Origin of the sequence: Paenibacillus sp. FSL H7-0357, from assembly GCF_000758525.1 — a bacterium.
GTDB lineage: Bacteria > Bacillota > Bacilli > Paenibacillales > Paenibacillaceae > Paenibacillus_AQ.
On sequence record NZ_CP009241.1, the window covers coordinates 3,077,341 to 3,098,844 of the forward strand.

Here is a 21,504-nt window from a genome sequence, read left to right on the forward strand (position 1 = left end):
TACTATGGGCATGGTGATTAAGGATGAATAAGAATATATATCTTCATATTTATAATGATTATTCGGCCCGGATTCAGTCCGGGCAGCTCCCTGCTGGCAAGAAGCTGCCCTCGGAAAGCGAGCTTGCTGAAGCTTACGGAACTTCAAGGGAGACGGTACGCAAGGCTTTGCTTATGCTCTCTCAGAACGGCTATATCCATAAGATTAAGGGCAAAGGTTCTTTTGTACTCGATGCCCAGCGGATGAATTTCCCCGTTTCCGGCTTGGTCAGCTTCAAGGAAGTGTCCAAGAACCTGGGGCGTTCCGTACGTACCATTGTATATGAGAACGGCTGTGTGCCTAGTACATCCGAGGAGGAACGGCGTCTTCAGATGAAGGAGCCGGGCCTGCTTTGGAAGGTAGTTCGTGCCCGGGAGATTGATGGGGAGAAGATCATCCTGGACAAGGATTATTTTCTAACCTCCTATGTACCGTCTCTCACTGCTGAAACCGCCGGGAATTCGATTTATGCGTATTTGGAAGGAGAACTTCACCTCACGATCAGCTACGCCAAAAAAGAGATCTCTGTGGAAGAAGCTACACCGGAGGATAAGCTTTTGCTTGATTTGCATGATTATCAGCATATTGTCGTAGTCCGCAACTATGTGCATCTGGTGGACACTAAGCTGTTCCAGTATACCGAATCGCGGCACCGGCTGGATAAGTTTCAGTTTGTGGACTTTGCCCGGCGGGCTCAGAGCGAAAGCGATCTGTAGCATTGACGGATACCGTCCTTTTGAGGACGGCGAAGCCGTTTCCACTTGGAAAAAATCGGGTGTGATTCCTCCGTCAAAGAGGGATTGCACCCGATTTTTTGTATGCAGAAGGGAATCCGGATTATGATTGATAGACCTGAAAGTTGAGTGGAAGCTTTAAGCGGGTAGAATACGGAAGGTAAATTGTTAATAGAAAGCGCATACAAAACATCAGTCCATTTTTTTGAACACAGCCCATAACAGCCCAATCAAGCATAAGCCTACAGCCAGGAGGACAAAGGGGAGCCACTGCGGACCGGCTGCAGCAGTTATATTTATTGAGACCATTCGCGGGTTCACCCCCTTTCCGGGTAAAGATTGCAGGCTACTCTGTGGGGCCATAGACCAGTGAAATCTGATGCTCCTTGAAAAAATCAATCCATTCCTCCGAAGGCTTGCGGTCTGTCACAATGTAATCCACCTTGTCAAAGCTGAACAATTTGATGAAGGCAATACGGTCGAATTTCGAATGGTCCACAAGCAAGATCACCTTGCTCGCCTGCTGCTGCATCAGAACCTTTAGCTCGCTTTCTGCTTCATTGGAATCACTCAGCCCGCCTGTCATAGACAGAGCTTTGCAGCTGAACAAGGCGACGTCCACATTGTACTTCTGTAGAGTATAGGAGGCAGTTGGTCCGACAAAAGAGTTCGTCTCGGCACCCAGCACACCACCGGTAGAGATCAGCTTGTGGCCGGAATGCTGGAACTCGGACAGGACTACCAGTGAATTGGTGATCACCGTCAGATTTTGTTTAACCTCGGTTATTTTCCTTAAAGCTTCAAAAGCAGTCGAACTGGTGTCTGTCATCAGACTGTCGCCATCATTGATCAGTCCCAGCACGTTGTCGGCGATCATCCGCTTCTCGTCAAGATGGACTGAATGCCGGAGGGAGTAGGCGGGGTCTTCATTGGTGTGAACATTCAGAACCGCTCCGCCATAGCTCTTCTTGGCAATTCCTTCTTTATCCAGCTTGTCGAGATCTCTTCTTATCGTTTCTTCGGAGACTCCGAAATCCTGTGCCAGATCAGCAACATGGACTTTCTTATAGCGGTGCAGCTTGTTGATAATATATTCCCGGCGTTCAAAAGCTCTCATGTAGTTCCTCCTGGATTAAAACATCTATAAGGGTAGTGTACTACAATTCACTTCGGGAATAAAAGGGTATTCCACATTTATTAGCGATTAACAAAATAAAATCCACAAAAAGTCACATTAATGTGTGGTTTTTTGTTGACATTCCATTTCCCAGATTTTATGATGAAGCAGATGAAAGCGATTTATTTATAGTATAAACCCATTTACCTTTGAGGAGGTTGTTCAGTATGGCAGTAAAGTATCCGGCAATCGGCATTCGTCCAACGATCGACGGCAGAAGGCGCGGTGTGCGCGAATCGTTAGAGCTGCAGACTATGGGAATGGCACAACGGGTAGCTGATTTTTTGCAGGAAAATTTGCGTTATCCTGATGGATCGCCCGTGGAATGCGTCATTGCGGATTCTACCATTGGCGGGGTCAGTGAGGCTTCGGCTGCACGTTCGAAGTTCTCCGGAGCAAATGTGGGGGTATCCATTACAGTAACTCCTTGCTGGTGCTACGGCTCCGAAACGATGGATATGGATGCGGCAATTCCCCATGCGGTATGGGGGTTCAATGGCACGGAAAGACCCGGTGCCGTTTATCTAGCCGCAGTTCTGTCGGCATACGCCCAGAAGGGAATTCCGGCCTTCGGGATCTACGGGGAGGATGTGCAGGACTCCGGAAGCGAGGAGATTCCGGCCGATGTTCAGGCCAAGCTGCTCCGGTTTGCCAAATCGGCGTTGGCTGCTGCCATTATGAAGAGCCGCTCCTATTTATCCATGGGTTCCGTTTCCATGGGAATCGCCGGTTCTATCGTGAACGACCAGTTCTTCCAGGAGTATCTGGGCATGCGTAATGAATATATCGACATGTCCGAGTTCGTGCGCCGCTTCGAAGAGGAAATCTATGATCCGGAGGAATTCGCGCGGGCCTTGAAATGGACCAAGGAGAACTGTCAGATAGGGCCTGACAACAACCCTGCCCATCTGCAGGTCAGCGAAGAAGAGAAGGAGAAGCAGTGGGAGACCTGTGTCAAGATGGCCCTGATCGGACGTGACCTCATGATCGGCAATCCTGTGCTTGCGGAGCTTGGCTTTGAAGAAGAAGCGCAGGGACATAACGCTATTGCTGCAGGCTTTCAAGGGCAACGCCAATGGACCGACCATTTCCCGAATGGCGACTTTATGGAGACGATCCTGAATTCCTCCTTTGACTGGAACGGCAAACGGGCTCCTTATATTCTGGCTACCGAAAATGACAGCCTGAACGGCGTGACGATGCTGTTTAATTATCTGCTGACGAATACGGCGCAAATATTCGCTGATGTCCGCACGTACTGGAGTCCGGCAGCCGTGAAGCGTGTGACCGGCTACGAGCTGGAAGGCGCTGCTGCGAATGGCCTGCTTCATTTGATCAACTCCGGTTCGGCCGCGCTAGACGGAACTGGGCAGCAATCCCTCGAAGGTAAGCCGGCGATCAAGCCCTTCTGGGACATTACGGATGAAGAAGTGGCTGCTTCACTTAAGGAGACCTTCTTCCGCCCTGCCTCGCAGGAATATTTCCGCGGCGGCGGTTTCTCTACCGACTACTTGACCAAAGGCGGCATGCCTGTCACGATGGCGCGGCTTAACCTCGTCAAAGGCTTGGGACCCGTTCTGCAGCTGGTGGAAGGGTATACCGCCGAGCTCCCCGGAGAGGTTCACCGCCAGTTGGATGAACGCACCGATCCGACCTGGCCGACTACCTGGTTTGCTCCAATCCTTACCGGAACCGGCTCGTTCAAATCGGTCTATGATGTGATGAATAATTGGGGAGCCAATCATGGAGCCATCAGCTACGGCCATATTGGAGCCGATCTGATAACACTTGCTTCTATACTGCGAATTCCAGTCAGCATGCATAACGTCGACGAATCACAGATTTTTAGACCGCGTGTGTGGTCGCTGTTTGGAACAGACAGCCTGGAGGATGCCGATTACCGGGCATGCCGCAATTTCGGTCCGCTGTATCATTGACAGAACTTAGGCAGGTGGTTTCGATGAGCGAGTTCAAAAGAGTGCTGGCCGTGGATCTTGGAGCCAGCTCCGGCAGAGTGATTCTGGGAACTTATGACGGCAGCCGCATTGTCACCGAGGAGCTTCACCGGTTTGCCAATACTCCGCTGCACATCGGCGGGGATTTACACTGGAACGTGCTGGAGCTTTTTCAGGAAATTAAGCAGGGTATCAGGCTGGCCTGCAGCAAATACGGGGAGCTGCTTAGTCTTAGTGTGGACACCTGGGGTGTGGATTACGGCGTGCTGGATCAGGACGGAATGCTGCTGTATCCGCCTCACCATTACAGAGATCAGCGGATGCAGGAATACCGCCTCAAGCTGGAAGAGCTGCTGCCGCCGGAGGAACAATTCCGCCTGACCGGCAACCAGCCGGACCCCATCAACACAGTGTATCAGCTGTTTGCTGATGTTCAGCGGAATCCTGAACTGCAGGCAAATGCTGGCCGTATCTTAATGATGCCGGATTTATTTCATTATTTATTATCAGGAACAGCCGCCGCCGAGAGGACGATCCTCAGCACCAGCGGCCTCATGAAGGCCGGCACGGCAGAACTCTCATCCGAGGTGTTCAGCAGACTGGGAATTTCTCCGGCGCTGATTGCCGAGAGGGTGGATGCCGGGACAGTTATCGGCTCCCTGCTACCCGGCCTCCGCAAGGAATTCGGAGGCAGTGCCCTGCAGATCATTGCCGGCGCTTCACATGATACAGCTTCAGCGGTTGCTTCCATTCCCTATCGTGACAAGGAGCATGCAGCATTTATCAGCTGCGGCACCTGGTCGCTGGTCGGATTGGAAACGGAGCAGCCCGTGCTTACAGAGCGCTGCTACCGTTATGGCTTCACCAATGAGAGCTGCTACGGCAGGGGCAACCGGCTGCTGAAGAATATTACGGGTCTTTGGCTGCTGCAGGAAACCCAGAGAGCCTGGGCGGAAGCCGGTGTGGCCCTTAGCTTCGGGGAAATGGTCGAGCTGGCCGAGAGCGAGCAGGCTGTGCAAGGTCTGATCAATCCGGGTGATCCGCTGTTCAGCACCCCGGGAGATATCCCCGGACGTATTGCGGAATATTGCCGCAGCACCGGACAGCCGGTGCCGGATACCAAAGGTGCAGTCGTCCGGCTCATTCTAGTGAGCCTCGCCGAGGCGTACCGCAAGGCGATCGCGGAGCTGGAGGAGCTCACCGGCAAAACGATCCATACCGTGCATATGGTTGGCGGCGGTATTCAGAACCGGCTGCTGTGCCAGCTGACGGCGGATGCGACCGGGAAAGAAGTGATCGCCGGTCCGGTCGAAGCAAGCGCGATCGGGAACGTTATCGTGCAGCTTACTGCACTTGGCTTGCTGGATTACAGCCGGGCGGGGGAAGTGGCCGCCGCTTCCGGAGGTCTTGCCGTGTACCGGCCTGTTCAAGAATGAATATACAAAGAGGAGAAATGACAATGGATGAAATGGAACGGAAATTACGACTGCAGATTTGCGACATTGGGAGAAACCTGTTCAATAAAGATTATATTGCCGCCAATGACGGCAATATTTCAGCAAGGTTGAACGAACACGAAGTATTGGCCACCCCTACAGGTGTAAGCAAAGGATATCTGGAGCCGGATATTCTGGTGAAAGTTAATCTTCAGGGCGAAATTCTGGAGGCACAGGAAGGCTACCGCCCTTCGACAGAGGTGAAAATGCATCTGCGGATCTACCGGGAACTTCCCGGCATCCATGGTGTGGTTCACGCGCATCCGCCATTTGCCACCGCTTTTGCCATCAAGGGAGAAGCACTGGATAAGATGATGATGCCGGAATCGGTCATTGCCATGGGCGAGATTCCTCTGGCCCCGTACGGTACGCCTTCCACTGAGGAGGTTCCTGATTCGATTATGCCCTTCCTCGGCAAGAAATCCGCTGTGCTGCTGGAAAGCCACGGGGCCTTGTCCTGGGGGAAGGATGTAATGGCGGCTTACATGAATATGGAGAGATTGGAGTATACAGCGAAGCTCACTTTTCTGACCCGCATGATCCAAGGGGAGCGTGAACTGCCGGCAGACCGGATCGAGCAACTGGTAGCACTTAGATCATTTTACGGAATGTAAAGGAGATTATAGGATGCTCAAAAAGATTCCCAAGCTGCTGTCTCCTGAGCTCGTGCGGATTATGATGGAAATGGGCCATGGGGATGAGCTGGTGCTGGCGGATGCGAATTTTCCGGGACATGCGCTGCATCCAAGGGTGACAAGATGCGATGGCATAGGAATTCCCCAGCTGCTGGCCGCTATTCTGGAGCTGTTTCCGCTGGATCATTATGCCGGGCATCAGGCCGTTCTGATGGATGTGGTGCAAGGCGATCCCACCGTTCCTGTAATCTGGGATACTTATAAGGAGATTATTAGGGGTGTTGATCCTCAAGCAGTGATTGGTTACGAGGAACGCTTCAACTTCTATGAACGGTCCAAATCCGCTTATGCGATTGTAGTAACCGGGGAAGAAGCGCTGTATGGCAATCTCATTCTTAAAAAAGGCGTTATTGAAGGGTAAGAGTAGAATTGCAGGCAATTATTAATTTTTTTATAATATACTTGAGTGTTGCGAAATCGACTTGAATGTTTTGAAAAAAACAGAGCTGTAGAAGGTTACCATATGAATGGGACATCTCCTTTATCTGGAAATTGTGGTCTGGTAAACGACAATTTCTCCAACAAGGCTGGATGTCCTTCTTCTGTCTGCCTATTCGATAAAAGTTCTAACCGTTGCCGCGAATACTCAGCGCCCCCTCGTTAGCCCTCTGCTTATATAACTTAAATATAAAATATCCCAAATTTGTTTTAATCGTTCCCAAATGGGTTATATATCTCCTGTGCTTTGTAATGGGTAATTTTGGATTACGCACCATAACCCTCATTAAGACAACCCAGACAGGAGAGGACGTTAGTGAAAGTGAAACAATTGGCAATGATTATGCTCATCATGTGTATGATTCTAACAGGCTGCATGGGGGGCGGCAAGGAAGCCGGTCCAGCGCCTTCACCCGCACCGACGGCCAGTCCGGCTGCAGAAACGAAGAAACCTTCAGGGAACCCTCCGCCGGACGCTTCGCAGACGGTGTATAATCTGAAGCAGAAATACGATACTGACAACAATCCGGGCATCATGCCTATGTATAATGTTGAGCAGGATATGGTATTTATCTTCAGATTCAATACGGATCTTGGCTCAGAGGCAATTGGCAAGACGCTGTCCGTACATACCGATATCAAGGCACTGCCGGAGAGCAAGGTAGGGACCCTTGAAGACTCACAGCTTGTAGGTGGCAAAAGCGTATACTCCATCAAGCCGCTCGGCTTCGGCGTACTCCCTTCCGATTCCTTGCGCGAAGCCGGAGGCAGCTCCTGGGGGAACGCCCCCGTGTACTACATCCGGCTCAACTATGACCTGGATGCCAAATCGCCTACTCCGCTGAAGCAGCCGATTATCATTCCGTTTACGGTGAAATCGGATCTGCCCACACCGACTCTGGATGCCGACATCAGCCCTGACGGCAGACTGACTCTCGTATGGAATGAGGTGCCGGGCGCAGAGAGCTACAATATTTACAGCGCTTCGCATATCACGATGGAGAATACCAATGAGGCGCTGAACGGGGCGGAGCAAGGATATGCGAATCAGCGTCCGCTGAAGATTGCGACGGTGCCCGGCACTTCTTATAACGACTTCATGAAGGACGGGCGCGGTGCGCTTGGCATTGTGGATGAGACCATCACCAGCCTTCAGAACAACAATGTGCAAGGTGAATATTATGTCACCGCTGTTCAGGGAGGCAAAGAGTCCAGGTTCAGCCGCTCGGTGGATACCGTGTCGCTGTCCAAGCTGCTGCCGCGCACCGTAGCTTCCGAGGATAATATCAACCTGAAATTGTTCAAGAACGCTGCCGAATTGCCCAAGACTGTACCTGTCCAGTTCATTGACGGCTCCAAAGCCTCGGGGACTGTGATATATGACACGGATTCCATCACGATTCAGCAGTCCGGTCCAACCGATGTGCCATACTCCATTCAAGGTACAGCGCTCAAGGGGTACGTACAGGTTACGCAGTTGGCGGATGCCGATATTGCAGGTCTTGCAGCCGCCCAGAGCAAAGGGGCCAATCAAGGGTATGTGGAGCCGGAGAATAATACGGAGTATGTGCCTGCCCCTGATGTTCCGACCATCATTGACAACGACAATGCGGGCGAATCCGGCGATAATGCCATTGACCGGCAGAAGGAAAATACCCGCAGCAAGGTAGATGAGGGGAACAAGCAGGCCGTGCCTGCCTCAACGATCCGGGCGGACCTGATTCATGCCGATTCTGCGCTGGAAGAGTATCTCGCCTTGTTACTGATCAGCGGAAAGACCGAAATTTCGCTTCTGGCCTTCCCGGAGGCGCAGAATGCGCGAACCCTGGTCGATGTAGTGGAAAAAGTAGTCTATCAGAACCCGCTCATTCTTGGATTCCGCAGCTACGGCTACGATTATCAGAACCTGACGCTGCATGTGGAGTACGATGATTCAGCCGAGGTCATTGCGTCCAAACAGCGTGAGATCCTCTCAGAGGCAGATAAAGTGATCGCCGCCACACTCAAGGACGGTATGAGCGCCGATGAGAAGCAGATGGCGATCTACGATTATCTGAATGACAATACCGCCTATGACGATGCCGCGCTGGAGAATGCCAAGGAGCAGCAGTTCAAGAGTGTGGATGCCAAATTCAATGATTCCTTCAGTACCTACGGCATTCTGGTCAAAAAAGTTGGCGTATGTATGAGCTATGCACACACCTTCCAGTTGCTCGCTGACCTGTCCCAGGTCCCTTCGATGGTGGTCACAGGAACCATGAGCGGCGTGAATCACGCCTGGAACAAAGTGAAAATCGGCGCGGAATGGGTCAATGTCGATCCGACCAATAATGCTACCAATAGCGGACTTCCCTATCTGCTCTACAATTCCAGCGATGCCACTGCCACAGATGTAGAGTATGCGATGGACAAGGCTTATTGGCTGGACCATGAGCTGTCCCTGTTCCAGGCCACCAGCAATGCCTATGATTATTATGTGACGCAAGGGCTTGAGGTGGATTCCCTGGAAGCGTACAAGACCAAATTGGCCGAACAGTTGAAGAATGGGGAGACCCTGGTGGTCCTGCGCGTTCTGGCCGATACAGACAGTTCAGAGCTGATGCAGAAGACCGCCGAGGTCATCAAGCAATATGATGCAACCAAGCTGGACAAAGCGGGTATGGTTGAATTCGGAAGCTACGTGGCGGTTCAGCTGTAAGCCTGGCCCCTATAGAAATGCCAAAAGGTAAGCTCCTGCAGCGGAGCTTACCTTTTGACTTTCCAGAAGAAACAAATTGCAGTCTGGGCTATGAACTTAGTTCCAAAAATATTACATCCGCTTATACCCGACATCCCATACTTTTTGGTTCCCCTCAATGGTGATCTTCAGCTCGTTCCCCGGCTCGAGAGGAATCTTGAATATCGACGGGAATAGATCAGGATCACTCCGCTGATCTTCTCCAGAGCCGGTCATTATCTCTTTTCCATCGAGGGTAACACGGATGCTTCCCGAATAATCGGTTGGTTCAGGGATTCCGTTATAGAACGAGAATATCGTCTCCCCCTCAGACGTATACGTGAACGTTCTAGAATCTACGCCTTCAGCGCCATACATATTATACAAGGGCTTTACAGTTTGACCGCTTATTTGAAAGCCGTCCTCCGGCTTGTCTCCAGCGGATGAATTCCCCGAACTGTCCGTCCATTCATTGATCGCCACAAACGGGCCTTCTACTTTGGTTGTCGCTTTATCTATCGCCCCGCTTAATCCCCATACGGCTGTTTTAGGCAGAGAGTCGAAGCAATTTTAGAATGTCGAAAAGAGGCTTCTTTTCCAGGGCTTGCTGATACACAATGAATGGGACATCTCCTTTATCTGGAAATTGTGGTCTGGTAAACGACAATTTCTCCAACAAGGCTGGATGTCCTTCTTCTGTCTGCCTATTCGATAAAAGTTCTAACCGTTTGACTTTAATTTCATTTGTTCGTCAGCATGTTTTTTACAAGACTCAAGTAATATAGTGAATACAAAAGGGGCGCTCCGTAACCATTTCTGGTTGTCGGAGCACCCCTTAGTAGGTTGTGATTATTCGCTGCGCAGCGCCGTTACCGGATTCTTCTTGGCGGCAAGCTTGGCCGGAATGAATCCGCCGAGCATGGTGAGCACCACGTTGATGAGGATCAGCAGCAAGGCATGCAGCGGATTTAATTGGGCGACATTGGAAAGATCTGTGAGCGATTTAATAATGATGTTCGCCGGGATGGTCAGCAGATAGGTAATTCCTATCGCCAGAACCCCGGAAAAGGCACCGATGATAAAGGTTTCTGCGTTGAAGACACGCGTGATGTCCTTTTTGCGTGCACCTAATGCGCGTAGCACCCCGATCTCCTTAGTCCGCTCCAGTACAGAAATATAAGTGATAATTGCGATCATAATCATGGAAACGACGAGCGAGATCGAAGCAAAGGCAATCAGTACAAGTGTTATGGCATTCATAATCCCGCCGGTCAGGCCGGTAACGATGGCCGCCATGTCCGTGTATACGATCATATCACTCTCAGGCAGGTCTTCATTCCATTTGTCCAGATACTTCACGATGGCTTCCTTGGAATCAAAGTCCTTCGGATAGATGGAGATCGAAGCCGGAATGCTTGTAGCACCCAGAGCAGCCAGAACATCTTCTTTCACAGGAGCCGTATTACTGCCTGCGCCACCTGGCATCATGGGTGCACCAGGCATCATGTCTGTCTGAGCAGAGGTTTTCGGAAACACATCGCCGGTCAGAAGGTTAACGGTATCTTCCTGCTCCTGGGCCTTTACCACCTTGGAAGCCTGTGCGGAGGTAATGAAGCGGAGCGCCAGGTCGTCGGAATAGGCGATCCCGGCAGCCATAGTGGACATCGGAGAATCCTTCTGCGCCCGGATAATTCCTGCAATCCGAAGTGGAATGGCATCCGTGCTGTTATACATATCGCTTAAATTGGCAGCCGTTCCATTGACCACGAAATGGTCACCGGATTTTACATAGTACAGATCATTCGGGATCAGCTTAAACTCTTGGCCGACAATATCGTCAAATTTGATGCTGTCCGAAGTATAATCCAGGCCGAGTGCTTCTACCGAAGCAACATTCAACTGGTTGTATTCATCCACGATCAGTACAAGGTCGGTATCCTTGGACGGAAACGAACCGGCGAGCAGGTCATAATAGTTCTCCAGATAACTTCCGGGAGCACCGCCTGCCTTACTTGGGAATGAGGAGAAGTAGCTTGTATTGATGGCAGTTGCTGTTTTACCATCAGACTTTAGAATGTTCATATTCACTTTACGGGCATAAGAGATGCCGTCGATCAGGGACGGATCAATCTGCTTCGCAAAGTCCAGATATTTTTCGGTCAGAACATTGGTGTGCATAATGGTATTGGCACTCGGATCGTATGGATAGATTTCCTGCGAGTCGCTGTACTCCTCCTTGCTGGTTGCTGCATTATCTGCCGCAGTTTCCGAGCGGTCAAAGCTCATCGCAGACTGGCTGATCGACACCGGGAAATTGGAGAGCGCACCCGCCTCATAGTTGTTGATTTGTTTATTGAAGCCGTTGGAGAGCGCCAGGATTAAGGCAATCCCGATGATACCGATACTGGAGGCGAAAGCGGTTAAGGTCGTTCTCCATTTTTTGGTCATGATGTTTTTGAAGGACAATTTGAGCGCTGTGGAGAAACCCATTGCTGTCTTTTTCAGCTTGTAGTCAGAGCTTACTTTCTGATCGGGAAGCGGATCGGTGTCAGAAATGATTTTACCGTCTCTGAATTCCACAGTCCGGTCAGTGTATTTCCGGGCCAGTTCAGGGTTATGCGTAACCATAACGACCAGCTTATCCTTGGCGATTTCCTTGATCAGCTCCATAATCTGTTCACTTGTCTGGGTATCCAACGCTCCTGTAGGTTCGTCGGCAAGAATAATGTCGGGGTCATTGGCGAGCGCCCGGGCGATGGCTACACGCTGCATTTGACCGCCGGACAGCTGGTTCGGCTTCTTGTGCAGGTGATCTTTAAGGCCAACCTTCTCCAGCACCTCTTTTGCCTTGTGCCGTTTCTCGGCTGCGGGGACACCGCTGAGGGTCATGCCCAGCTCGACATTGTCCATAATACTCAGATGTGCAATCAGATTATAGCTTTGAAAGATGAAGCCGACGCTATTATTACGGTAAGCATCCCAATCGCTGTCCTGAAAGTTCTGTGTGGATTTACCGTTAATGATCAGGTCTCCGCTGTCATATTGATCCAGCCCGCCGATGATGTTCAGGCAGGTGGTTTTACCCGAGCCGCTGGGACCCAGGATGGCGACAAATTCATTTTCCCGTAAATTGAGGCTGACCTTATCGAGCGCTACCTGTGTGAAATCTCCTGTTGTGTAGCTCTTGCTGATGTTTTTTAGCTGCAGCATATCTGTAAACCTTCCTTTCAAATAAAGCAATAAAAGTTGAACAAAAGAACTACCTAGAGGCAAAAGCAGCGGAGGGGAAGTTTGGAACTGTAGGAGCGATAGCGACCGCCTTTGTCTACGGATTTCAACTGCTAAGAGCGGTATAAATCAAGAAATCTGTAGACAACAGCGGCCGGAAGTCCAAACATTCACCGCAGTTGCGTTCTATGCCAGCTTGGTAAATCTAAAGTTCAACATATATAGCTTGATGATTGCTGACAGCATATCATACGAATATGAACTGAACATCAACTGGCTTCCGGCTACAGGGAAAGACTATAATTTATTCAAAGGCTAAAGAATGCAGGTGATTTCATGATTACTATACTTGTTGTGGAAGATAATGAGACGTTGCGCCAGCTGATCTGTACGGTGCTTGGGAAACATGGCTACAGGGTGCTTGCAGCAGAGGATGGTCAGAGTGCGCTGGATATTTTGGAAGCGGAATATATTGATTTGATTATTTCTGATATTATGATGCCGCAAGTGGACGGTTACGAGCTGATTGAGCATCTGAGGCAATCCAATAACAATCTGCCTGTGCTGATCATTACGGCAAAAGACAGCTTTCAGGACAAGCAGAAAGGGTTCCTTGTCGGCACAGACGATTATATGGTGAAGCCGGTTGATATCAATGAGATGGTACTGCGGGTGGGGGCTTTGCTGCGCCGGGCGCAGATTGTTAATGAACGCAAGCTGACTGTGGGCGGGGTGACCCTCGATTATGATTCTGTAACGGTCTACAGGGATGGGGATAATACGGTTCTCCCGCAGAAAGAATTTTTCCTGCTATATAAGCTGATTGCTTATCCAAACAAAATATTTACCAGGCAGCAGCTGATGGATGAAATCTGGGGGATGGATACGGAGACGGATGCCCGGACAGTGGATGTTCATATCAACCGGCTGCGGGAACGTTTCAGGGAATATACGGAGTTTGAGATTGTAACGGTCCGGGGACTCGGGTATAAGGCGGTGAAGCATATATGAAAAAGAGGTTCAGCAATTTATGGTTTGCCTTTGTGATGCTGGTATTTATGATCATGCTGTCTTCTGCGGTCTTTATGATGACTATTATATTCGTTATAAAGAGATTCACAATCATCGAGCCGGGCCAATTCCACGCCTTCGGATTTCTGGCAGCGGTACTGCTTACAGGGATCCTTACTGGAACGCTTATCACTGCCGTCATCGGGCAAAAAATATTGCTTCCCATCAGCAGACTGAGAGAAGCAACCAAGGAAGTCGCCAAAGGCAACTTTAATGTTCAGTTGTATGAGAATATTAAGATTGAAGAATTCCGGGAGATGGCCAAGGATTTCAATAAGATGGTTCAAGAGCTCCAAGGGATTGAAACACTAAGGACCGATTTTGTCACGAATGTATCCCATGAATTCAAGACGCCTATCACAGCCATTGAGGGCTATGCTGCACTGTTGCAGAATTCGGATCTTCCAGCCGAGGAAAGAGAGGAATACGCGGGCAAGATCATTAGCAGCACGAGGCAATTATCCATGCTGACCAACAATATTCTGAAGCTGTCGAAGCTGGAGAACCAGGAAATCATCATTGAAAAAACAGAGTTCAGTCTGGATGAGCAGATCCGCCAGGCGCTTCTTCTCCTGGAGCCGCAGTGGAGCGGCAAACAGCTGGATCTGGAGATTCAGTTGGCGGAGACTGGCTTCTACGGCAGCGAAGAGCTGCTGATGCAGGTATGGATTAACATTCTGGGGAATGCGGTAAAATTCTCAAGAGAATACGGGAACCTGTCCGTCACCTTGACCGAATCCCCCCAGAACGTGAGTGTTGAAATTACCGATACCGGAATCGGCATGACCCCGGAGGTGCAGCGGCATATCTTTGAAAAGTTCTACCAGGGCGATAAAGCGCGGGCTTCTTACGGGAACGGGCTCGGACTGCCTTTGGCCAAACGGATTGTCGACCTGTGCGGGGGACGGATTGTTGTGAGCAGCAAGCCGGGCCAGGGCTCGACATTCCTCATTGAATTGCCAAGAGGATAAAGATCGGGAACCTCTTACTGCGAGCGGACACCGGACCAGAAGGTAAGCCCGTCAAGGGGATAATCGGCTCTGCCGGAGGCCCCGGCTGCTGAACTCAAGGAGAGCTGCGTACCGCTTGACTTAAGCTTGAACAGCTGCTCAATATGATGTATTCCCGCCGGATGGGTTTCCTCATATACACTCAGGGCAACCCCGGCGGCCACTCTGGCAGTGATTGCGGATTCCCGCATTCCTTCGATACCGGCTTCCATGACAACAGCTTTACCGCTCCGAACACCATAAGCATCAACTTTGACAGCATATTGTTCTGAACCCAGCCGAAGTTTGCCGAAAGCCTGGACCGTGAGCTTGCGGATGACTTTGTTGCGGAAGAGGGCGGTTAAGCCGATTTTCCGCATAAAAGCGATGCCGGAGGTGGCCACCCGGGAATCAAAGCATAAACGTGTAGCGACAGAAGGGACTTTCAAGGTATAGGGCAGGATCTGCTGATCGGAAAAAGGGAAAAGGTAGGTCTTGCGCGTTCCCGGCGTACCTCCGAAATTCACCTGCTTGCGTTCCGTGAAGCTTCTTGCGGCAACCTTGTGTCCTTGCTCCACACGCTCAAAGGCAGAGCCGAGACTATCAACCGTCCATTCCAGGGCAGCTTGGCCGTGACTGTCGCCCAGACCCAGCATGATGGAGATGTCGATGCGCTCACGTGTATCCAGTTCATTCACCGCTTTGAGGGATAGCAGATTGGTTAAGCCGGGAGCAAGCCCCACGCTTAGAACAGCTGTACCCTTGAGCCCGGCTGCTGTGTCTCCCAGGCTCTGAAGCAGCCGGAAGTATTCCCCATTTGCCGACACATCGACATAATGGGTTCCGCTGCGCAGGCAAGCCTCCGCAAACGCGGTATCCTGCTGATCCAGGCACATGACCACCAGCTTGGTCCGCTTCAGCAGTTCTCCATCTATCGCTTCTCCCACACTAAGCCGCAGCGGCTTCACTTTGCCGTCTGTCGTCCTGCAGAATTGTTCCGCACGTTCGAGGCTTCGTCCCGCCGCATATACCACTCCAGGATGCCGTTCTCCCAGAAGCCGGCAAATTTCTGCGCCGACATGGCCATACCCGCCGACAACCACTATGTCTGTTTTCATTTCGCAACCTCTTTTCCTTGCTTCACAGCGAACCAGCCATCAATCAGATAGGAGCTGAAGAAGCGTGTGACACCGGAGAACCCGCTGCTTGCGAGCAACGCTAGAAGTTCATGTTCCGGAATGGGGAAGGAGGTTTCACCGATGGAATGCTCGAACCATTCGCATTCCTGCCCGGATATCCCGCCTGCCAGCATGTGTTTTTTCCATGCCTTTAGCGGCAAGGACCCGGGGATAGAACGGACGTCCCCGCTTAAGGTTGCCACAACCAGTATCGCCCCCTCCTTAAGCCGGCTATGGATTTCTTCCAGCATCCGCTGCTTCTGTCCGGTTTCCTTGACAAAGTGAAGCACCAGCATGCATGTGGCGGCGTCAAACAGCTTGTTCTTGTCCAGTTCATCAACCGTGCTTTGCTGGAGAGTGATTTCAGCGGCCAGCTCCGTGCGCTGCATCCGCTGCCGGGCAAGCTCAAGCATCGCCGTTGACAGATCAATGCCAGTGAGCCGCCAGTGCTCATGCTGAGCGCCGAGGGTTATCAATTCTTGTCCGCCTCCGGCCCCGACAATCAGCAGGTCTGCCGGAGTTTCGCCGCCGAGGTGTGCACTCAGCAATTGCTCCATGATGTCATAGAGCAGAGGATACCCCGGTATTTTTGCAGCGATTGTTGTCTCGTAATGCTGAACATCGGGATGCTCCCAGTCTCTGGCATGATGTAAATGTTTCTCTTGCATGATATCTGCTCCTGTCTCTATAGCTTGAATGTGAGTTCTCCTGATATATAATAAGAATTATTACTAATTATCAGGATTAAACACGGAATAGGCTATCCCACATATGTGGGATTTGGAAAGGACATCAGGATGAGCGAGGTTCTAAAAGGCTTGAGGATGCTGGAAATCAACCGGCAGGAGATGAGAATGACATCTCCGCAATACAGGGAGGCGGTAATCTCCAAGCTGCGGCAGTACATTCCGTTTACCGCTGCCTGCTGCACTACCGTGGACCCGCATACGCTGCTGTCCACCGGGGCGATCACAGAGCAGGGTCTTGAGGATCTGCACCCGCAGTTGTTTGAATATGAATATCTGCATGAGGATTATATGAAGTATGAGCAGTTGGCCGCAGCGGCAGTGCCGGTCGCCTGTTTAAGTGGTGTAACGGAAGGGCAGCCCGGGCGGAGTGAACGTTACCGCAACGTACTCCAGCCTGCGGGCCTGGGAGACGAGCTCCGGGCTGCGCTGGTTGAAGGCGGTGGCTGCTGGGGGTTCTTAACCTTGTTCCGGTCGCAGCACGAACCTCCTTTTCAGGAGCGGGAGTGTGCGGTGATATCATCTGTTGTTCCGCTGATTGCCGGCGCACTCCGCAGCTATGCCTCCGAGCCCCCTCTGGGACGGATGGATACCGCACCGGAGGACAGTGGAATCATGATTCTGACGGACCAGCTGCTTCCGGTCAGCGCGAATAGTGCGGCCCAATATTGGATGAACCGTCTGCAACAGCTGGAACGGTTGGATCACGGAGTTCTTCCCCGGCCGGTCAATGCCGTATGCCTGAGGGCACTTGGCGAGAATACGGAACCAGGAGGCTTGCCTTCCAAGGCGAAATTATGCCTGCGTGTCGAGGATGGGGCTTACTTGACAGTTACGGCCAGCAGGCTTGAAGGAAGCGGCGGGAAGACGGAGCTGGCCGTTGCCTTTGTCTATGCCAAGTCCTCGGAGATCTTCCGGCTGCTGGCCGATGCCTGCCAGCTGACCGCCAGGGAGAAGCAGCTGGCCGAAATGCTCTCCCGCGGATTATCTACCAAGGAGCTGGCGGAGTCGCTGCATATTTCTGCGTACACCGTACAGGATCACCTGAAATCGATCTTCTCCAAGACCGGCGTATCCAGCCGGAGAGCGCTCATCAGCAAGCTGTTCTCACAGGGGATGGAATAGCCGGTAAGCACGCTAAACAAACAGTCCCGATGCTGATACAAGGGGACTGTGCTGGCTTTTATAGGAGCTGCGGGATCTGGGAAGTGAAAGCAGGATGGGTCCAGTGCTTCTCGCTGCCGGGAAGATCATCGAACCATTCCGCATCCGGTGGACATTCCAGGATCATAAATTTGCCGTACTCCTGCGCTCTGGACTGATGGTATTTCAGATAGGCCTTGCCGTCTTCAATCGCCAGTATCTCGATTTTGCCGGAGGAGTGGCTCATGGATAGACGGACTCTTTTACCCAGACCTGAGGTTCTGGCCTTGGCTTCCTCAACAATGTTGTAGACACGCTCCAGCGGCAGAACGAACTCGCGGTTGCCGGCAATGGGCCGGTTCACGAAGAAATAATAGGGAGTGACTCCGGCCCAGGACAGCCGGTCGAGCAGTTCTCCGAGTACCGCCGGATCATCGTTGATGCCTTTCAGCACCGGTGTTTGATTAACTACGATTGCCCCGGCATTATGAAGTGCTCTGAATGCTTGTTTGGCTTCGGGCGTAATTTCCCGGGGATGATTAATATGCGCCATGACGTAAATGCGTTTGTCCTCCGATGAATAGGTACGGATTAGTTCCAGCAGTTCTTCGTCCTGATAAATGCGCATGGGATTAAATACGGGAATTTTGGAGCCCAGCCGGATAATCTTCACATGGTCAATGGATCTCAGGCTTTCGATGATGAAGCGCAGCTTGGAGGTAGAGAGAATCAGGCTGTCTCCGCCGGTAAGCAGCACATTATTGATCTCAGGATGATTCCTGATGTATTCCAGCCCAGGAGCCACATCGGTTTGTGCTTCCTTCACATCATTGCGGAACAGGCGCTTGCGGAAGCAGTAGCGGCAGTAAGCTCCACACACCTCGGAGACAATCAGAAGGGCCGTTGTTCTGTATTTGTGCTGACATCCCGGCACTACATAATTCATTCCCTCATCGGATGCATCCCAGCAGCCGTACTCCGCAAGTTCACCTTCACTTGGAATGACGAGCCTGCGGATCGGATCACCCGGGTCATCCCAGTCGATCAGCGACAGATAATAGTCATTGACCCGAAAGGCAAATTTGCCGGTGATCTCCTTCAGCTTTTCTTTTTCCGTTTCAGACAGCATGGCAACCTTGTTGATATCCGTTATGTACCTTACCTTTTGCACTTGCATCTCTCCTTGGTCTCATAGTGTGAGAAGTAAGGGAGCCTTGAGGTCGATAGCCAAACTGCTGCCAGCAGGGTCATTAGAATACAAAAAAGAGACCCTTAGCAAGGGTCTCTGGTTATGAATATACCTAAAAAAGCAGACCCATCCACTACTGACGAGGTTAGCTGACGGACTCGGGTAAGATGGTACCCTACATTCTGTGAATGATTCGCCCCAAAAGACTGGTTCCCCCGCTTTCCTGCCCAAAGGCTGGAAATTAAGCGTAGGTAAAGTATAACCCGGGAAGTTTTGAAAAGTCAAAGCTAAACTTGCCCGCGGCAAGGCATACGGGGCCAAGCCAAATCAGCAGAGTAGAAATTTTTTTTGTTGTGGGATTGCCGGTCGTTTTGAAATGCTTCATACGCAGAGTCCCGGCCGCAAGGCATAGAAACGCGAAATCCTTTGTACAGAAAGGTTTTTTTGTTTTTTTTGGTGCAAACAGGAGCGACCGGGAAAACGCTTTTTTTAGGCTTGTCCCCAGTTTCGTTTTTGTGCAATTGTAACCGCCCTCATATGATGGAAGATAAGCTGCCCCGGTTGACGCGGCCAGAAAACCTTTGTTATGGTTTTTACAGACATACGCCAGCCGGAAGCATTTTTGGAAGCGGATTGCACGCTTTTGTGTGAGCTTAGCTTACCGGACTACTGTGAGGGAGATGGTTGATTTGATCAAAGGGATTATATTTGATTTTGACGGAACGATTATCGACACGGAAACAGCTTGGTACACCGCTTTTAGCGAAGCCTATGGAGAGCATGGGGTAGACCTGTCGCTGGAACAGTATTCTACTTGCATAGGCACCAGCCTTAACAGTTTTAATCCCTACGAATATTTGATGACTGACCTTAAGCTGCCTATCGACCGGATGGCATTCAGAACAGCGGTCCAGCAGAGGCACAGCAAGCTGATGGAGCTCGAACAGATGCGGCCGGGAATTCAGCAATATCTGGATGCTGCCCAGGACGCCGGACTGCGGATTGGCCTTGCTTCCAGCTCCTCTATGGACTGGGTGGAACGGCATTTGGAGCTGCTGGGCATACGCGATTATTTCGAGAGCATCCGCACCTCCGATCATGTGGAGAAGGTGAAGCCTGATCCGGAGTTGTATAACCAGGTCATGTCCTCTCTTGACATTAAACCACATGAGGCAGTCGCTATTGAGGATTCGCCAAACGGCGCAAGAGCTGCGACTGCAGCCGGAATGTTCTGTGTGGTGATCCCGAATGCCATTACCCGTTTTCTTGAATTTGATATGCCGCATCACCAGACCGAAAGCCTAAGTCTTCTTGACTTCGATCACGTGATTTCCCGGAGCTGCTTCGAAATCTCTGATGTGCAGGTATAAATCACTACGGTGTACTAATTTTCTGCGTATAACAACTATGATTCGTGAAATTTTATAGAGTTGAATTTACTAAAGGGGGACACCGATTTGAGAGCCGTACATTTTGGAGCGGGCAATATTGGCCGGGGATTTATCGGTCCAGTGCTGTCAGACTCCGGTTATGAGGTTTGTTTTGTCGGAAGAAATAAGCTGAAAATCGCTCAGCTGCAGGAACGGGGGCGCTATCCCGTTACCCTTGCCAATGATGAGCGGGACCGCTTTATTGTGGAGAATGTAACTGCCCTTCATCTGAATGATCAGAAACAGGTGGCTCAAGCTGTTGCAGAGGCTGAGATCGTGACGACAGCGGTCGGGCTAACAGCGCTGAAAGACATTGCCGGAGCCATCGCGCAGGGTATCGAGAACAGGCTAAACAGCAACCCCTATCCGAAGCCGCTTCATATTATTGCCTGCGAGAATGGCGTGGGAAGCAGCCAAAAGCTTAAAAATCTGGTTTACCGCCATTTAAAGCAGCCTTTAAAGGGGCGTGCAGACCGCTGTGTCGCCTTCCCCGATGTTATGGTGGATCGCATCGTTCCTGTACAGACGCATAAAGATCCGCTGGAAATCGTAGTGGAGCCGTTCAGTGAATGGGTCATTCCCCGCAGCGAGTTAATCGCTGATTATACGGAAATCAAAGGCGTCCATTATGTAGACTCCCTCGATTCCTATCTTGAACGGAAGCTGTTTACGGTGAATACCGGGCATTGCAGCGCAGCGTATTTCGGTTACCTGGAGGGCTGCTCCAGCATTCAGGAGGCGATGTCCGACCCCGGAATTAAAGACCGTGTCCGTGGAGTGCTGCAGGAGACCGGCGCGTTGCTGGTCCATTTATACGGTTTTGATCCTGCGGCGCACGACAGATATATCCATAAGATCATGGACCGGTTCATCAACCCGAACTTCAACGATAAAATATCGCGCGTAGCACGTTCCCCGCTTCGCAAGCTTTCACCAAATGACCGGCTGCTCCGGCCTGCTATGCTTGCCCATGAGCTTGGTCTAGAGACCTCGTATCTGGTGTCGGCCATTACTTCCGCACTTCTCTATGGCGACCCAAATGATCGGGAAGCCGTGCTTCTTCAGGAAGAAATTCGGACTGCCGGTTTAAGCGCAGTGCTTGCCGCCCGGTTAGGGGTTCCAGCCGAACATCCGCTTCACGGCGAAATCCTCAAGACATACCGGAGAGCCTGCTTGAGACATCCTCATATGGCCAGCAGCGGCTTTGAATCCATGGTTCAAATTCTTCGCGGCTAAGCTGTCCAGAAATTCGCATATCAACGGCAGTCCGAGTCATAATG

The 21,504-nt window shown here is 51.2% G+C and carries 17 protein-coding genes and 1 riboswitch; of the genes, 11 read left to right on the forward strand and 6 right to left on the reverse strand.

Going from position 1 to position 21,504, the window contains the following annotated elements; all coding sequences use genetic code 11:
* The first annotated feature begins 23 nt into the window (after positions 1–23).
* Positions 24–755, forward strand: a complete 732-nt coding sequence (gene treR, locus H70357_RS13160) for a trehalose operon repressor (RefSeq protein WP_038589949.1) — start codon at positions 24–26, stop codon at positions 753–755.
* Positions 756–1,119: 364 nt separating this feature from the next.
* Here the strand turns inward: treR and H70357_RS13165 are convergent, their stop codons facing one another.
* Positions 1,120–1,890, reverse strand: coding sequence for a DeoR/GlpR family DNA-binding transcription regulator (locus H70357_RS13165; RefSeq protein ID WP_038589951.1), 771 nt, complete (start codon positions 1,888–1,890; stop codon positions 1,120–1,122).
* Positions 1,891–2,117: 227 nt separating this feature from the next.
* On the opposite strand from H70357_RS13165, the gene H70357_RS13170 reads away from it, so the two are divergent.
* The 5 genes from H70357_RS13170 (at position 2,118) to H70357_RS13190 (ending at position 9,232) form a co-directional block, all read left to right on the forward strand.
* Entirely contained in the window at positions 2,118–3,887 is a 1,770-nt protein-coding gene (locus H70357_RS13170) for an L-fucose isomerase (protein WP_038589953.1), read from the forward strand.
* Positions 3,888–3,910: 23 nt separating this feature from the next.
* Positions 3,911–5,341, forward strand: a complete 1,431-nt coding sequence (locus tag H70357_RS13175; RefSeq protein WP_038589956.1) for a rhamnulokinase — start codon at positions 3,911–3,913, stop codon at positions 5,339–5,341.
* Between the two features lie 23 nt (positions 5,342–5,364).
* A complete protein-coding gene (locus H70357_RS13180; protein ID WP_038589957.1) occupies positions 5,365–6,015 on the forward strand; it encodes a class II aldolase/adducin family protein in 651 nt (216 codons plus the stop codon).
* 13 nt (positions 6,016–6,028) lie between these two features.
* Positions 6,029–6,457 carry an L-fucose mutarotase gene (fucU, locus tag H70357_RS13185; protein WP_038589960.1) on the forward strand — a complete coding sequence of 143 codons (429 nt, stop codon included), beginning with the start codon at positions 6,029–6,031 and terminating at the stop codon, positions 6,455–6,457.
* Between the two features lie 393 nt (positions 6,458–6,850).
* Positions 6,851–9,232 carry a transglutaminase domain-containing protein gene (locus tag H70357_RS13190; protein WP_038589964.1) on the forward strand — a complete coding sequence of 794 codons (2,382 nt, stop codon included), beginning with the start codon at positions 6,851–6,853 and terminating at the stop codon, positions 9,230–9,232.
* A 111-nt stretch (positions 9,233–9,343) separates the two neighbouring features.
* On the opposite strand, the gene H70357_RS13195 is transcribed toward H70357_RS13190, so the two are convergent.
* Both H70357_RS13195 and H70357_RS13200 read right to left on the reverse strand, forming a co-directional pair.
* Positions 9,344–9,733, reverse strand: a complete 390-nt coding sequence (locus tag H70357_RS13195; RefSeq protein WP_231578425.1) for a hypothetical protein — start codon at positions 9,731–9,733, stop codon at positions 9,344–9,346.
* Between the two features lie 366 nt (positions 9,734–10,099).
* A complete protein-coding gene (locus H70357_RS13200; protein ID WP_038589965.1) occupies positions 10,100–12,460 on the reverse strand; it encodes an ABC transporter ATP-binding protein/permease in 2,361 nt (786 codons plus the stop codon).
* 354 nt (positions 12,461–12,814) lie between these two features.
* Here H70357_RS13200 and H70357_RS13205 point away from each other — a divergent pair, with 354 nt between their 5' ends.
* The gene (locus H70357_RS13205) at positions 12,815–13,489 is read left to right on the forward strand and encodes a response regulator transcription factor (protein ID WP_038589968.1); all 675 of its coding nucleotides are present in this window, start codon (positions 12,815–12,817) and stop codon (positions 13,487–13,489) included.
* Positions 13,486–14,520, forward strand: a complete 1,035-nt coding sequence (locus tag H70357_RS13210; protein WP_038589971.1) for a HAMP domain-containing sensor histidine kinase — start codon at positions 13,486–13,488, stop codon at positions 14,518–14,520. The genes H70357_RS13205 and H70357_RS13210 overlap by 4 nt, the downstream gene beginning before the upstream one ends.
* 14 nt (positions 14,521–14,534) lie before the next feature.
* Here H70357_RS13210 and H70357_RS13215 read toward each other — a convergent pair whose 3' ends face one another.
* Complete coding sequence (locus H70357_RS13215; protein ID WP_063848042.1) at positions 14,535–15,656, reverse strand: saccharopine dehydrogenase family protein; 1,122 nt, start codon at positions 15,654–15,656, stop codon at positions 14,535–14,537.
* The gene (locus H70357_RS13220) at positions 15,653–16,384 is read right to left on the reverse strand and encodes a class I SAM-dependent methyltransferase (protein WP_038589975.1); all 732 of its coding nucleotides are present in this window, start codon (positions 16,382–16,384) and stop codon (positions 15,653–15,655) included. The genes H70357_RS13215 and H70357_RS13220 overlap by 4 nt, the downstream gene beginning before the upstream one ends.
* Positions 16,385–16,513: 129 nt before the next feature.
* Between H70357_RS13220 and H70357_RS13225 the strand changes: the two genes are divergently transcribed.
* A complete protein-coding gene (locus tag H70357_RS13225) occupies positions 16,514–17,587 on the forward strand; it encodes a helix-turn-helix transcriptional regulator (RefSeq protein ID WP_038589978.1) in 1,074 nt (357 codons plus the stop codon).
* A 58-nt stretch (positions 17,588–17,645) separates the two neighbouring features.
* On the opposite strand, the gene H70357_RS13230 is transcribed toward H70357_RS13225, so the two are convergent.
* On the reverse strand, positions 17,646–18,782 hold the full coding sequence (locus H70357_RS13230; protein ID WP_379145003.1) for a KamA family radical SAM protein: 1,137 nt from the start codon (positions 18,780–18,782) through the stop codon (positions 17,646–17,648).
* 131 nt (positions 18,783–18,913) lie between these two features.
* Positions 18,914–19,052, reverse strand: a riboswitch (cyclic di-AMP (ydaO/yuaA leader).
* Between the two features lie 431 nt (positions 19,053–19,483).
* On the opposite strand from H70357_RS13230, the gene H70357_RS13235 reads away from it, so the two are divergent.
* Both H70357_RS13235 and H70357_RS13240 read left to right on the forward strand, forming a co-directional pair.
* A complete protein-coding gene (locus H70357_RS13235) occupies positions 19,484–20,164 on the forward strand; it encodes an HAD family hydrolase (protein WP_038589984.1) in 681 nt (226 codons plus the stop codon).
* 87 nt (positions 20,165–20,251) lie between these two features.
* On the forward strand, positions 20,252–21,460 hold the full coding sequence (locus H70357_RS13240) for a mannitol-1-phosphate 5-dehydrogenase (protein ID WP_038589987.1): 1,209 nt from the start codon (positions 20,252–20,254) through the stop codon (positions 21,458–21,460).
* The last annotated feature ends 44 nt before the right edge of the window (positions 21,461–21,504 follow it).

What these genes read in the sequence shown, in the direction of transcription:
- H70357_RS13200 (WP_038589965.1), bottom strand. Translation starts at nt 12,460, where the DNA reads ATGCTGCAGCTAAAAAACATCAGCAAGAGCTACACAACAGGAGATTTC.
- H70357_RS13230 (WP_379145003.1), bottom strand. Translation starts at nt 18,782, where the DNA reads ATGCAAGTGCAAAAGGTAAGGTACATAACGGATATCAACAAGGTTGCC.
- H70357_RS13165 (WP_038589951.1), bottom strand. Translation starts at nt 1,890, where the DNA reads ATGAGAGCTTTTGAACGCCGGGAATATATTATCAACAAGCTGCACCGC.
- treR (WP_038589949.1), top strand. Translation starts at nt 24, where the DNA reads ATGAATAAGAATATATATCTTCATATTTATAATGATTATTCGGCCCGG.
- fucU (WP_038589960.1), top strand. Translation starts at nt 6,029, where the DNA reads ATGCTCAAAAAGATTCCCAAGCTGCTGTCTCCTGAGCTCGTGCGGATT.
- H70357_RS13215 (WP_063848042.1), bottom strand. Translation starts at nt 15,656, where the DNA reads ATGAAAACAGACATAGTGGTTGTCGGCGGGTATGGCCATGTCGGCGCA.
- H70357_RS13180 (WP_038589957.1), top strand. Translation starts at nt 5,365, where the DNA reads ATGGATGAAATGGAACGGAAATTACGACTGCAGATTTGCGACATTGGG.
- H70357_RS13225 (WP_038589978.1), top strand. Translation starts at nt 16,514, where the DNA reads ATGAGCGAGGTTCTAAAAGGCTTGAGGATGCTGGAAATCAACCGGCAG.
- H70357_RS13205 (WP_038589968.1), top strand. Translation starts at nt 12,815, where the DNA reads ATGATTACTATACTTGTTGTGGAAGATAATGAGACGTTGCGCCAGCTG.
- H70357_RS13210 (WP_038589971.1), top strand. Translation starts at nt 13,486, where the DNA reads ATGAAAAAGAGGTTCAGCAATTTATGGTTTGCCTTTGTGATGCTGGTA.
- H70357_RS13220 (WP_038589975.1), bottom strand. Translation starts at nt 16,384, where the DNA reads ATGCAAGAGAAACATTTACATCATGCCAGAGACTGGGAGCATCCCGAT.
- H70357_RS13170 (WP_038589953.1), top strand. Translation starts at nt 2,118, where the DNA reads ATGGCAGTAAAGTATCCGGCAATCGGCATTCGTCCAACGATCGACGGC.
- H70357_RS13175 (WP_038589956.1), top strand. Translation starts at nt 3,911, where the DNA reads ATGAGCGAGTTCAAAAGAGTGCTGGCCGTGGATCTTGGAGCCAGCTCC.